The organism is Serratia sp. MF1(2023) (assembly GCF_030954545.1).
GTDB classification, from domain to species: Bacteria; Pseudomonadota; Gammaproteobacteria; order Enterobacterales; family Enterobacteriaceae; genus Serratia; species Serratia sarumanii.
Genome location: NZ_JAVHUX010000050.1, coordinates 103,568 through 116,213 on the forward strand (window position 1 = coordinate 103,568; position 12,646 = coordinate 116,213).

A 12,646-nucleotide genomic window follows, 5' to 3' on the forward strand; every position below is an offset into this window, starting at 1 on the left:
CGTGGTTACCTTTTTAGTTATGGCGCCGCAGTCAAGATTCACCAGAGTTGCCGTGGCGCTCGGAGTTGGGCTTCATACTAATCAGGTAATGTGACGGAAAGGTTACAAACGACGGGCGCAAAAAGGCCGGGGGCGCAATTGCTTGCGCCCCCGGGGATAGTTGGCTAACGCGCTTAAATCAGCGGCGCTGCAGGATTTCGAAGCAGTAGCTGTGCGAGTTCAGATCGTCGGCGTCGTGGAATTCGCTGAACGTGGTTTCCCACTCGTCCGGCTCGTAATCCGGGAAGTGGGTATCGCCGCCGACTTCGGCGTCGATGTGCGTCAGGTACAGGCGATCGGCGCGCGGCAGCAGCTGGGTATAGATGCGCCCACCGCCGATCACCATCACTTCTTCCACCTCGCCCGCGGCGGCCAGCGCTTCATCCAGCGAGGTCACCCAGGTCACCCCGGCGGCATTGCCCGGGCGGCTGCTCAAAACGATATTGTGGCGGCCCGGCAGCGGGCGGCCGATGGACTCGAAGGTCTTGCGGCCCATAATAACCGGCTTATTCAACGTGTTGCGTTTAAACCACGCAAGGTCCGCCGGCAGGTGCCACGGCATGGCGTTTTCCATGCCAATAACGCGATCCGCCGCCAAGGCAGCGATCAGGCTGATAATCATTGTTTAACCCTGTGTAGGCAGCAAAATTGGTGACACTATACGTAAAGGCCTGAGTGCCGTCGATAGGCTAATCAAGCAAGATGAATATATAAGATAGCTCTTATCAGTATATCTAATAACCAACGATCTCCCGCCAGGTCATTTCACACGCTGGGGCGTTTGCGGTACAGCCACAGGCCCGGCAACGACAGGCCGATCGACAATGCGCCAACGATAAAACTGGCCTTGAGGAAGTTGGTGATCATGGTCTCCATCAGGGCTTCGCTGTAGCCCAGATGCGAGATCTCCACCACCGTTATCATCGCGGTATAGGCGGAAATGCCGGGGAACATCGGGATCACCGCCGCCACGGTGAACACCTTCGGGTGCGCCAGCAGCCAGCGCGACCAGTAGATGCCGATGATACCGATCAGGATCGCCGCCAGCAGCGAGGCCCACTCGATGTTCATGCCGCCGTGCATCATCAGCATGCGCGAGCCGCGCCCGATAGCCCCGAGCAACGCGCAATAGCGCAGCGCGCGCAGCGGCACGTTGAACACCATGGCGAAGCCCAGCGCCGGCACCGCCGCCAACAGCATCTCCTGCAACAAGGCCCACAGCAGACTCATGACCACCCCCGCAGATCCCACAGCGACATCGCCATCACCACCCCGATGCAGGTCGCCAGCGTCAGCAGGCTGGCCATCGCCCAACGCGCCAGCCCGGTATTGACGTGCCCCTTGAACATGTCTGCCACCGCGTTGATCAGCGGGAAGCCCGGCACCAGCAACAGCACGCTGGCGGCCATCGCCACGCTCGAGGTGTCTTTAAACGCCGGCAGGCGCAGCAGCAGTCCGGAGATCGACGTAGCGACAAACGCCGTCAGGCAAAAATTGATCAGCGGATTCATATGGCGGGCGGTGAGGATTTGACGCACCAGCATCGCCGCGCCGCTGGCGATAAAGGTCACCAGGAAAGCATCGCCGCCGCCGCCGTTGAGCATGCTGAAACACCCGCAGGACAACCCCACCATCAGCACCACCAGCCAGCGCGGGTAACGCAGCGGCCGGATCCTGTCAAAGCGGCGCGCCACGTCGTGCGCATCCGCCAGGTGGTGCTCGGCGAGGATCACGATATGCTGCACTTCGGTCACCACCTGCATATTGATGCCGCGATCGACGTTCTTGCGGGTGGTGGTCAGGCAGGCGCCGTGGCTGAGGGTGGTCAACACCACCGCATTGGCGGAGATCGAGCTTTCCACGCTGTCCATCCCCAGCGCCAGCCCCAGGCGGGTCGACAGCTGTTCCACCACCGTGCTCTCGGCGCCGTGCTGCAACAGCAGCAGCGCGCATTGAATGCACAGGCGGGTAATTTCACGCTGTTGCCGGTGCGGCTCCGGCCGGTCTGTGGCGTTAGTCTGCTGCATGGTGCTCCGTTGCTGGCGGTAGATGAATTATTATCATAGAGCCTAACAATACCTCATTGGGTTGATGCGCATCAGAGGAAGCGGCGTTATTATCGCCAGAACTCTGTCTTTTGCGCGAGACGCTCCCATGCTTGAAACTTCGCTGTTCGTCGCCGGCATTGCCGCCCTCGGCATGCTCTCCCCCGGCCCGGATTTTTTCCTGGTGATCAAAAACGCCGCCCGCTATCCGCGGCTGGCCGCCATGATGACCGCCTTCGGCGTGATCTGCGGCGTCGCCACCCACATGTCCTACTGCGTCGCCGGGCTGGCGGTGGTGATCACCACCACGCCGTGGCTGTTTAACCTGCTGAAATACGCCGGGGCGGTCTATCTGGTGTGGATCGGCATCCAGGCGCTGCTGTCGCGCGGCGGCGGCAAGATGAACGTCAGCAATCTGCCGCAGCAGCAGGTCAGCCTGAAGAGCGCCTTTGCGCAAGGCTACCTGTGCAACCTGCTGAACCCGAAGGCCACCCTGTTCTTCCTGGCGGTGTTCACCCAGGTGCTGCAGATCGATTCCGGTCTGGGCGACAAGCTGTGGTACGCGGGGATTATTCTCGGCCTGTCGGTTATCTGGTGGCCGCTGCTGGTGTTCCTGATCCAGAGCGGGCCGGTGCGCCGCGGGTTGGAAAAGACCCAGAAGATCGTCGACAAGCTGCTGGGCGGCATGCTGATCGCCCTGGGCATCAAGGTCGCGCTGAGCTAAGCAAAAGAAGGGGCGCCGATCTGGCGCCCCTACTCTTATCCTTTGGCTTCCACCACCTCGTCCTCCGGCGCCTTGCCGTCGATACTGCCGCGCCAGCCGGTCTGCTGCACCCGCGCCAGCCGATTCTGATCCTGCTCGATGGCCGCGCTGAGCATCTCCTTGGCCCGCTGCAGGCTGGCGATGCGGAACTCGGTGTCCTGATAATTCTCCAGCGTGTCTTCCAGCATCTTCAGGTTATAGCGGCGGAACGTGTCCGCCTTCTCGCGCGCCTCATAGGCGTCCAGCCCCAGCAGCTCCAGCGTTTCACGGCCGACGCGCAGCGAGCTTTCGAAGGTTTCGCGCTCCGGTTTTTCCACCCCCAGCTGCCGCAGCTGATACCAGTGATCGACGTCGCGCGCCCGTGCCACCACCTTCAGATGCGGGAAGTGCTGCCTGGCCAGCTCGGTTAGCGCCAGGCTATCTTCCACGTCATCGATGGCGTTGATCAGCACCTTGGCGTGGGCGGCGCCGGCGGCCTCCAGCAGATCGGCGCGCGTGGCGTCGCCGTAGAACACCTTGGTGTCGAATTTGCGCAGCGTTTCGATATGGTCCGGATCGTGATCCAGCACCACGGTGTGTACGCCGTTGGCCAGCAGCAAGCGGCCGGCGATCTGGCCGAAACGGCCGAAGCCGGCGATGATCACGCTGGCATTTTCGTCGTCGATGACGTCCGCCGGGCGCTCCTCTTTCGGCGCATTTTTCTCCAGCTGCGCGGCGATCACCAACAGCAGCGGCGTGGCCGCCATCGACAGCGCCACCGCCAGCGTCAGCGACTTGGCCCATTCGACCGGCAGTACGCCGGCCAGCTGCGCGGCGCTGAAGATCACGAAGGCGAATTCACTGCCCTGCCCCAGCAGAATGGCAAACAGGCCGCGCTGGCGCTTCGGCACGCCGAGCAGCGGCCCAATCAGCCACAGCAGCGCTGCCTTGATCAGCATAAAGCCCAGCAACAGCGAGGCGATCAGCAGCGGGTGATGGAACAGCGTGCCGAAGTCGATCGACATGCCGACGCCGATAAAGAACAGCCCCAGCAGCAGCCCTTTGAACGGCTGAATATCGCTCTCCAGCGCGTGGCGGTATTCCGAACTCGCCAGCAGCACCCCGGCGAGGAACGCCCCCATCGCCATCGAAAGCCCGGCCATCTCCAGCAGGATGCCGAAACCGAACACCAGGAACAGCGCCACGGCGCTGAACACTTCGCGCATGCCCGAACGGGCGACGAAGTGCAGCAGCGGGCGGGTGACGTAGCGGCCGAGCAGCACCACCATCGTCAACGCGCCCACCACCTTGGCCGCCGACAGCACGAAAGCGCCCAGCGTGGTGGTGGCGCCGCTGCTGGCCAACAGCGGGATCATCGCCACCAGCGGGATCGCCGCGATATCCTGGAACAGCAGCACCGCAAACGCGCTGCGGCCGATCGGCGACGGCGTCAAATTGCGTTCGCTCATCGCCTGCATGGCGATGGCGGTGGATGAGAGGGCCAGCGTCAGGCCGATCAGCAGCGCCACCTTCCAGTTGAGGCCGAGGAAGTAACAGAAGGCGCTCAGCGCCAGGCCGCAGCCCACCATCTGAATGCTGCCGCCGCCGAACACCGAGGCGCGCAGCGTCCACAGCCGCTTGGGATCCAGCTCCAGGCCGATGATAAACAGCATCAGCACCACGCCGATCTCGGCGAAGGTCAGGATCGATTCGGCGTCCGACACCAGCTTCAGCCCCCAGGGGCCAATGATGCAGCCGGCGATCAGGTAGCCGAGCACCGAGCCCAGCCCCAGACGCACCGCGATCGGCACGAACAGCGCGGCGGAGCCGAGGTAGATCAGCCCCTCGATCATCATGTGGTGGTTATCCATGGCTGGCCTCCCGAGTTTCCGCTTCGGCATGTTCCATCAGGTAGTCGACCAACCGCTGCCGGTAGGCTTCGCCGGCGGCGAGCAGCGCCGGTTCGTTGCAGGTAAAAGTATTATGTACGGCAAAATAGGGTTGCCAGTTCATGCCGCAGTAGATCGCCGTGGCCTGCAGCGGCTGCGCCAGCGCAGCAAAGTTGGGAAAGTCGCCCAGCTCGAAGTGGTGCTCGTCGCCGCCGCTGGTCACCGCCCACAGGCAGTCTTTACCCACCAGCGCGTTGCCGTCGTGGCCGTAGGCCCAGCCGTGCTCCAGCACTTTGTCGATCCACAGCTTCAACAGCGGCGGGAAGCTGTACCACTGCATCGGATGCTGCAGCACCACCAGGTCGGCGCGCTCCAGCGCCCGCTGCTCGGCGTTGATATCGATATTGAAATCGGGGTACAGCTCATACAGCGAGCGCACCTCTACCTCGGGGAGATCCCTCACCGCCTGCAGCAGGCGCTGATTGGCATGCGAATGCCGGGGATACGGGTGAGCGTAAATTATCAGAATCATTCTTATCGTCGTTCCTTCGTTCCTTGCCAATACACCAAGCATATACCAATCACACAGGGTGACAGTTTGCCCACTGATTGATAGCGGAAATTTTTAACGCCTGCCGACAAATTCGCTGAATAAAAAAAGGGCGCTGCATTGAACTGCAGCGCCCCTGGCGTAGTGTTATCGCGCGGTTACTTGCCGATGCGCGCGTGCATTTCCTGCACCGACGTCACCTGCTCGGTCGGATCCGCTTTCAGCGCCATCGCGGTGGCGAAGCCGCCGTTCAACGTGGTGTCGTAGTGCACCTTGTACTGCAGGGCGCTGCGGCGAATCAGCTTGGAGTCCTCAATCGCCTGACGACCGGCCGTGGTGTTGACGATGTAGGTGTACTCACCGTTCTTGATACGATCCTGAATGTGCGGACGCCCTTCGTGCACCTTGTTGACCAGGCGCGGGTTGATGCCCGCTTCGCCCAGCACCACTGCGGTGCCGTGGGTGGCGTCCAGCTCGAAGCCTTGCTTCAGCAGGCTGGCGGCCAAATCGACCACGCGAGCCTTGTCGCCTTCACGCACCGACAGCAGCGCGCGGCCCTGTTTCTTCATGCCCGAGTTGCTGCCCAGCATCGCTTTGGAGAAGGCTTCCGCGAAGGTGCGGCCCACGCCCATCACTTCCCCGGTAGAGCGCATTTCCGGCCCCAGAATCGGGTCGACGCCCGGGAATTTGTTGAACGGCAGCACCACTTCTTTCACCGAGTAGTACGGCGGGATAATTTCTTCGGTCACGCCCTGCTCGACCAGCGTTTTGCCCGCCATTACGCGCGCGGCCACCTTGGCCAACGGCACGCCGGTCGCTTTGGAGACGAACGGCACGGTGCGCGCGGCGCGCGGGTTGACTTCAATCAGGTAGACTTCGTTGTCTTTCACCGCGAACTGCACGTTCATCAGGCCGCGTACCTGCAGCTCGAACGCCAGTTTTTCCACCTGGCGACGCATCACGTCCTGAATTTCCTGGCTCAGGGTGTACGCCGGCAGCGAACACGCGGAGTCGCCGGAGTGCACGCCCGCCTGCTCGATGTGCTCCATGATGCCGCCAATCAGCACGCGCTCGCCGTCGCAGATGGCGTCGACGTCCACTTCCACCGCGTCGTCCAGGAAGCGGTCCAGCAGCACCGGCGCATCGTTGGACACGCTGACCGCAGTCTGGAAGTAACGGCGCAGGTCGGTTTCGTCATAGACGATTTCCATCGCCCGGCCGCCCAGCACGTAGGAAGGGCGCACCACCAGCGGATAGCCGATGCCCGCCGCCTTCTCCACCGCCTGCTCGATGGCGGTGACGGTGGCGTTGGCCGGCTGCTTCAGGCCCAGACGGTTAACCGCCTGCTGGAAGCGCTCGCGGTCTTCGGCGCGGTCGATGGCGTCCGGGCTGGTGCCGATGATCGGCACGCCCGCGGCTTCCAGCTCACGCGCCAGCTTCAGCGGGGTCTGGCCGCCGTACTGCACGATCACGCCCTTCGGCTTCTCGATGCGCACGATTTCCAGCACGTCTTCCAGCGTTACCGGCTCGAAATACAGACGGTCGGAGGTGTCGTAGTCGGTGGAGACGGTTTCCGGGTTGCAGTTGACCATGATGGTCTCGTAGCCGTCTTCGCGCAGCGCCAGCGAGGCGTGCACGCAGCAGTAGTCGAACTCGATGCCCTGGCCGATACGGTTCGGCCCGCCGCCCAGCACCATCACTTTCGGCCGGTCGTTGGTCGGGTTGGACTCGCACTCTTCTTCATAGGTGGAGTACATGTAGGCGGTGTCGGTGGCGAATTCCGCCGCGCAGGTATCCACGCGCTTGTACACCGGATGCAGGCCGTGGCTGTGGCGCAGCTTGCGAATTTCGCTCTCGGCGACGCCGGCCAGCTTGGCCAGACGCGCATCGGCGAAGCCCTTGCGCTTCAGGGTGCGCAGGAACGCTTTGTTCAGGCCGTTGATGCCCGCTTCGGCCACCTGCTCTTCCAGGCGCACCAGCTCTTCAATCTGCACCAGGAACCAGCGGTCGACGTTGGTCAGGTTGAAGACGCCGTCAACCGACAGACCGGCGCGGAAGGCGTCGGCGATGTACCAGATGCGGTCAGAGCCGGCGTCTTTCAGCTCGCGGCGGATTTTGGTCAGCGCTTCCGGATCGTCCAGGCTCACTTTCGGGTCGAAGCCGGTGGCGCCCACTTCCAGGCCGCGCAGCGCTTTTTGCAGCGACTCCTGCTGGGTGCGGCCGATGGCCATCACTTCGCCGACCGATTTCATCTGGGTGGTCAGGCGGTCGTTGGCGCCGGCGAACTTCTCGAAGTTGAAGCGCGGGATCTTGGTCACGACGTAGTCGATGGACGGTTCGAACGATGCCGGGGTGCGGCCGCCGGTGATGTCGTTCATCAGTTCATCGAGGGTGTAGCCCACCGCCAGCTTGGCGGCGATCTTGGCGATAGGGAAGCCGGTGGCTTTCGACGCCAGCGCCGAAGAGCGCGACACGCGCGGGTTCATTTCGATAACGATCAGGCGGCCGGTTTTCGGGTTGACCGAGAACTGCACGTTGGAGCCGCCGGTTTCCACGCCGATCTCACGCAGCACCGCCATCGAGGCGTTGCGCATGATTTGGTATTCCTTGTCGGTCAGGGTCTGGGCCGGTGCGACGGTGATCGAGTCGCCGGTGTGGATGCCCATGGCGTCGAAGTTTTCGATAGAACAGACGATGATGCAGTTGTCGTTCTTATCACGCACCACTTCCATCTCGTACTCTTTCCAACCGATCAGCGATTCATCGATCAGCAGCTCGTTGGTCGGCGACAGATCCAGACCGCGTTCGCAGATCTCTTCGAACTCTTCGCGGTTGTAGGCGATGCCGCCGCCGGTGCCGCCCATGGTAAAGGAAGGACGGATGATGCACGGGAAGCCGACGTCAGCGGCGACCGCCAGCGCTTCTTCCATGGTGTGCGCGATGCCGGAACGCGCGGTGTCCAGCCCGATTTTCTTCATCGCCACGTCGAAACGGCGACGGTCTTCGGCCTTGTCGATCGCATCGGCGGTGGCGCCGATCATGGTCACGCCGAACTCGGCCAGCACGCCCTGACGCTCCAGCTCCAGCGCGCAGTTCAGCGCCGTCTGGCCGCCCATGGTCGGCAGCACCGCATCCGGGCGCTCTTTTTCGATGATCTTGCGCACCACTTCCCAGTGGATCGGCTCGATGTAGGTCGCGTCGGCCATTTCCGGGTCGGTCATGATGGTCGCCGGGTTGGAGTTGACCAGAATGACGCGGTAACCCTCTTCGCGCAGCGCTTTACACGCCTGGGCACCCGAGTAGTCGAACTCACACGCCTGGCCGATAACGATCGGGCCAGCGCCGAGGATCAGGATGCTTTTTATGTCTGTACGTTTTGGCATTTTTTTACTGCTCCTGATTATTTGGCGTTAGAACGGTAAGTCTCAATCAGTTCGATAAAGTGATCGAACAGCGGCGCGGCATCGTGCGGGCCTGGGCTGGCTTCCGGGTGACCCTGGAAGCTGAACGCCGCCTTGTCGGTGCGGTGAATGCCCTGCACCGTGTGGTCGAACAGCGATTTGTGCGTGACGCGCAGGTTCGCCGGTAGGTTGTTTTCATCGACGGCGAAGCCGTGGTTCTGCGCGGTGATCATCACGGTGTTGTTGTCCAGATCCTTCACCGGGTGGTTGCCGCCGTGGTGGCCGAGCTTCATCTTCATGGTTTTCGCCCCGCTGGCCAGCGCCAGCAGCTGGTGGCCCAGGCAGATGCCGAACACCGGGATGTCGGTTTCCAGGAACTGTTTGATGGCGGCGATGGCGTAGTCGCACGGCTCCGGGTCGCCCGGGCCGTTGGACAGGAAGATGCCGTCCGGATTCATTTTCAGCACGTCCTCGGCCGGGGTCTGCGCCGGCACCACGGTCAGGCGGCAGCCGCGATCCACCAGCATGCGCAGGATGTTGCGCTTGGCGCCGTAGTCGTAAGCCACCACGTGGAACGGCAGCTCCGCGGCGGTTTTGGCTTCGGGCAGGTCGCCTTCAAGCGTCCAGCTGCCTTGCTGCCAGCTGTAAGCCTCTTGGGTGGTGACCTCTTTCGCCAGATCCATGCCCTTCAACCCCGGGAAACCTTGCGCCTTGGCCAGGGCCAGCGCGGCGTCCGGCGAGTCGGCGGCGATGATGCAGCCGTTCTGGGCGCCCTTCTCGCGCAGCAGGCGGGTTAATTTACGGGTATCGATATCGGCGATCGCCACGATGTTGTGACGCTTGAGGTAGTCGGACAGGCTTTCTTCGTTGCGGTAGTTGCTGGCGATCAGCGGGAGGTCACGAATGACGAGGCCTTGGGCGTGTACTGCGGAGGATTCTTCGTCGGAAGCATTGGTGCCGACATTGCCGATATGAGGATAAGTAAGAGTAACGATCTGGCGGGAATAGGAAGGATCAGTGAGGATTTCTTGATAACCGGTCATCGACGTATTGAAGACCACTTCCCCCACTGCCGTTCCCTCTGCCCCGATGGCCCGACCGTGGAATTGGGTTCCGTCTTCCAGAACCAATAGCGCTGACTTTATCAAAACATCCTCCGAGGAATAATCAATCACAATATTTGCATATTAATTCAGATATCGCGATCTAAATCAATGCAAAAACCGTCCGCGAGGCCAATTTTTGGCAAATTGGGCGCATTTTAATGATGAGTGCCCGGCTTGTCTACCCAAACTGCCGTTTTTTGTTTTATTTTTGCAGTTCTCGGCGCTCATGAGGCTTGAGCGTCGATAAAAACACAGAAAACCGAGGCTGGAAAACGGTTGCGAAGCTGAATGACGGAAAATGGCGCCAGAATGGGCTTAAAAAGACGCTGAAATGGGATCTGGTGGATGAAAACGGGGTGATTAGCGAGATAATCATCGATAAATAACAATCACGACAACAAAAACACACCAACACTTCATTTTTCATGTTAAAAAAAAGGACAATAGATTTATTGTCCGATTATCATAGCATTATGATAAACACAACCACATCACGATGGTATGCAAATTAATTATAATTGGTCCAAATCCAACACGTCGCGCATATCAAACAGACCTTTATCACGGTTATGTAACCAGGAAGCCGCGCGCACCGCGCCGCTGGCAAAAGTCATACGGCTGGAGGCTTTATGGGTGATTTCCACCCGTTCACCGATGTCGGCGAACATCGCGGTGTGCTCGCCAACGATGTCTCCGGCGCGAATGGTGGCAAAGCCGATGCTTTTCGGATCGCGCTCGCCGGTATGGCCTTCGCGCGCATAGACCGCGCAGCTTTTCAGATCGCGCCCCAGCGCGCCGGCGATCGCTTCGCCCATGGCCAACGCCGTGCCCGACGGCGCATCCACTTTGTGGCGGTGGTGCGCCTCAACGATTTCGATATCGGTATAGTCGCCCATCACCTGCGCGGCCTTCTCCAGCAGTTTCAGCACCAGGTTGACGCCGACGCTGAAGTTGGCGGCGAACACGATGCCGATATGCTGCGCCGCATCGCGGATCGCCTGCTTGCCGGCGTCATCGAAGCCGGTAGTGCCAATCACCATCGCCTTGTGGTGCGCCACGCAAAAATCCAGGTAGCCCCGGGTGCTTTCCGGGCGGGTGAAGTCGATCAAAATATCGAACTCGTTCGCCACCTTCTCCAGACTGTCGCTCACCTTGACGCCCAGCGCGCCAATGCCCGCCAGCTCACCGGCGTCGACGCCGATCAGGCTGGAACCCGGGCGCGACAGCGCCGCCCCCAATACCACGCCTTCCGCCTGCTGCACCGCCTGGATCAACTGACGGCCCATCCGGCCGCCGGCGCCCGCAATCGCAATGCGGATTTGTGTATCACTCATGCTTGCTCTCTTCTTGATTTGACGCCTATCCCATTAGGCTATCGATTCAGGGTAACCGCCCCGCTTCAGCGTCGCCAGAGGATTCATTTCATAATTAGAAAATTATGATATTCCCCCGCTTTCATCAGCGGCGCTGTCGTGAGATTAACATTCAACCGATTTGGCGGCCTGCGACGATTGTACATAATCATGCAGTTTCCATGGCAAAAAAATGCGGGATAAAGGCGCCGAAAACGGCGCCTGCGGAAAGGAGAACGGCGAGGTCAGGCGGTGATAGCGGCCACTTCGTTGGCGATCGCCGTCAGCGCGTCGTGGCGGGCATAGTCCTCACGCACCAGCGCCGCACGTTGCCGATAGATCGGCTGCTGCAGAATGCGCGTCGCCGCCGCCAGGATCTGTTCGGCGCTTGGCGTGCTGGTGTGCAGGCTGATGCCGCAGCCAGCGGCCACCACGCGCGCGGCCGCCTCCAGCTTGTCCTCGCCGGTGCCGGCGACGATCAGCGGCACGCCGCTGTCCAGCGCATAGTTGATCGAGCCGTAGCCGCCGTTGGTGATCAGCAGCGCCGCCTCCGGCAGCCAGCGTTCGAAGGAGATAAACTCCCGCACTCTGGCATTGCCCGGCAGCGCGTCCATCAGCCCTTCCGTCGCCCGTCCGCCGGTGGTGGCCAGCACCCGCACCGGCAGATGCGCCAGCGCTTGCAGCGTCGGCACGATCAGCTGATGCAGATCGACATTGGCCAGCGTGCCCTGAGACACGATCACCAGCTGCCGACGATCGTCCGCCTCCCACAGCGTCTCTTCCGCCGCTGGCTGGCCGCCGCTGCGCAGCGGGCCGACGAATCGCACGCCGCTCGGCAGATCGTCACGCTCATATTCCAGCGCCGTGGTAGCCAGCTGCAGGAAACGCTCGCAGCCACCGATCAGCGCGTCGGTGAACGGGCGATCCAGCGCCCGCCCGCCCGCCTGCAGCAGCGCCGCATCGAAGCTCTGCTGCACGTCATCGATCAGCACGCGCGTTTCCTCATCCACCAACTGCTCACGGGTCAACGCCTGCGGCAGCAGCGCCGGCGGGATACGCGGGCCATAAAAAATAGCATCGCGCGAAGAATACGACAGCGGCGTAACGCCGATACCGAAGACCGGCGGCCGCTCGGCGGACTGCAGCAGCGGCAGCACGCCGTAGAAGCAGTTCTCCACCATCAGCAGATCGGTCTTTTCGGCGGCGATGGCCGCACGCAGCTGCCGATCCAGCAACGGGATCGGCGCGGCGAAGAAATCCTTCAGCGCCAGCGCCATCTGCGCATTGCCCGGCGGCAGCGCGGCGCGCTCGGGGAAGTGCTCTTCCAGGTGGCGGTAATCGAAATCCACCTGCGCGTCGAACGGCACGAAGCTCGCGCCCGCCGCCTCGGCGCGTTCGTGAAACAGCGCGCCGGTCATCACCCGCACCTGATGCCCTTGGGCAATCAGGTGGCGAGCGATGGCTAACATCGGGTAGACGTGCCCCGGAGTGGCGACCGCCGCCATCAGTATCCTTGCCATAA

10 protein-coding genes are annotated in these 12,646 nt (G+C 61.8%); 1 reads left to right on the forward strand and 9 read right to left on the reverse strand.

Translation table 11 applies throughout. The annotated features are described in order from the left end of the window. Positions 1-178: 178 nt before the first annotated feature. From folA to REA38_RS24215, 3 genes are all read right to left on the reverse strand, one after another. Positions 179-661, reverse strand: a complete 483-nt coding sequence (gene folA, locus REA38_RS24205) for a type 3 dihydrofolate reductase (protein ID WP_033637073.1) — start codon at positions 659-661, stop codon at positions 179-181. 143 nt (positions 662-804) lie between these two features. Beyond that, complete coding sequence (locus REA38_RS24210; protein WP_033649168.1) at positions 805-1,269, reverse strand: threonine/serine exporter; 465 nt, start codon at positions 1,267-1,269, stop codon at positions 805-807. After that, complete coding sequence (locus REA38_RS24215) at positions 1,266-2,066, reverse strand: threonine/serine exporter ThrE family protein (RefSeq protein ID WP_041033215.1); 801 nt, start codon at positions 2,064-2,066, stop codon at positions 1,266-1,268. The genes REA38_RS24210 and REA38_RS24215 overlap by 4 nt, the downstream gene beginning before the upstream one ends. 127 nt (positions 2,067-2,193) lie before the next feature. Between REA38_RS24215 and REA38_RS24220 the strand changes: the two genes are divergently transcribed. Next, positions 2,194-2,808 (forward strand): LysE family translocator, encoded by a 615-nt coding sequence (locus REA38_RS24220; RefSeq protein ID WP_015376619.1) that lies wholly within the window; start codon positions 2,194-2,196, stop codon positions 2,806-2,808. A gap of 35 nt (positions 2,809-2,843) precedes the next feature. Here the strand turns inward: REA38_RS24220 and kefC are convergent, their stop codons facing one another. The 6 genes from kefC to REA38_RS24250 form a co-directional block, all read right to left on the reverse strand. After that, positions 2,844-4,697, reverse strand: a complete 1,854-nt coding sequence (gene kefC / locus REA38_RS24225; RefSeq protein ID WP_033637070.1) for a glutathione-regulated potassium-efflux system protein KefC — start codon at positions 4,695-4,697, stop codon at positions 2,844-2,846. Then, on the reverse strand, positions 4,690-5,247 hold the full coding sequence (gene kefF / locus REA38_RS24230) for a glutathione-regulated potassium-efflux system oxidoreductase KefF (protein WP_033637069.1): 558 nt from the start codon (positions 5,245-5,247) through the stop codon (positions 4,690-4,692). The genes kefC and kefF overlap by 8 nt, the downstream gene beginning before the upstream one ends. A 176-nt stretch (positions 5,248-5,423) precedes the next feature. Then, positions 5,424-8,648 carry a carbamoyl-phosphate synthase large subunit gene (carB, locus tag REA38_RS24235; RefSeq protein ID WP_038873387.1) on the reverse strand — a complete coding sequence of 1,075 codons (3,225 nt, stop codon included), beginning with the start codon at positions 8,646-8,648 and terminating at the stop codon, positions 5,424-5,426. A gap of 17 nt (positions 8,649-8,665) precedes the next feature. Then, positions 8,666-9,814: a glutamine-hydrolyzing carbamoyl-phosphate synthase small subunit gene (gene carA / locus REA38_RS24240; protein ID WP_071998166.1), complete on the reverse strand. Its 1,149-nt coding sequence runs from the start codon at positions 9,812-9,814 to the stop codon at positions 8,666-8,668. A 470-nt stretch (positions 9,815-10,284) separates the two neighbouring features. Further along, a complete protein-coding gene (dapB, locus tag REA38_RS24245; protein WP_060423323.1) occupies positions 10,285-11,106 on the reverse strand; it encodes a 4-hydroxy-tetrahydrodipicolinate reductase in 822 nt (273 codons plus the stop codon). A 263-nt stretch (positions 11,107-11,369) separates the two neighbouring features. Further along, on the reverse strand, positions 11,370-12,629 hold the full coding sequence (locus REA38_RS24250) for a nucleotide disphospho-sugar-binding domain-containing protein (RefSeq protein ID WP_308886792.1): 1,260 nt from the start codon (positions 12,627-12,629) through the stop codon (positions 11,370-11,372). Between the last annotated feature and the right edge of the window lie 17 nt (positions 12,630-12,646).

Excerpts from the sequence above, each read along its gene's own strand:
- REA38_RS24215 (WP_041033215.1), bottom strand. The coding sequence starts at position 2,066 with ATGCAGCAGACTAACGCCACAGACCGGCCGGAGCCGCACCGGCAACAG.
- dapB (WP_060423323.1), bottom strand. The coding sequence starts at position 11,106 with ATGAGTGATACACAAATCCGCATTGCGATTGCGGGCGCCGGCGGCCGG.
- carB (WP_038873387.1), bottom strand. The coding sequence starts at position 8,648 with ATGCCAAAACGTACAGACATAAAAAGCATCCTGATCCTCGGCGCTGGC.
- REA38_RS24210 (WP_033649168.1), bottom strand. The coding sequence starts at position 1,269 with ATGAGTCTGCTGTGGGCCTTGTTGCAGGAGATGCTGTTGGCGGCGGTG.
- kefC (WP_033637070.1), bottom strand. The coding sequence starts at position 4,697 with ATGGATAACCACCACATGATGATCGAGGGGCTGATCTACCTCGGCTCC.
- folA (WP_033637073.1), bottom strand. The coding sequence starts at position 661 with ATGATTATCAGCCTGATCGCTGCCTTGGCGGCGGATCGCGTTATTGGC.
- kefF (WP_033637069.1), bottom strand. The coding sequence starts at position 5,247 with ATGATTCTGATAATTTACGCTCACCCGTATCCCCGGCATTCGCATGCC.
- REA38_RS24220 (WP_015376619.1), top strand. The coding sequence starts at position 2,194 with ATGCTTGAAACTTCGCTGTTCGTCGCCGGCATTGCCGCCCTCGGCATG.
- REA38_RS24250 (WP_308886792.1), bottom strand. The coding sequence starts at position 12,629 with ATGGCGGCGGTCGCCACTCCGGGGCACGTCTACCCGATGTTAGCCATC.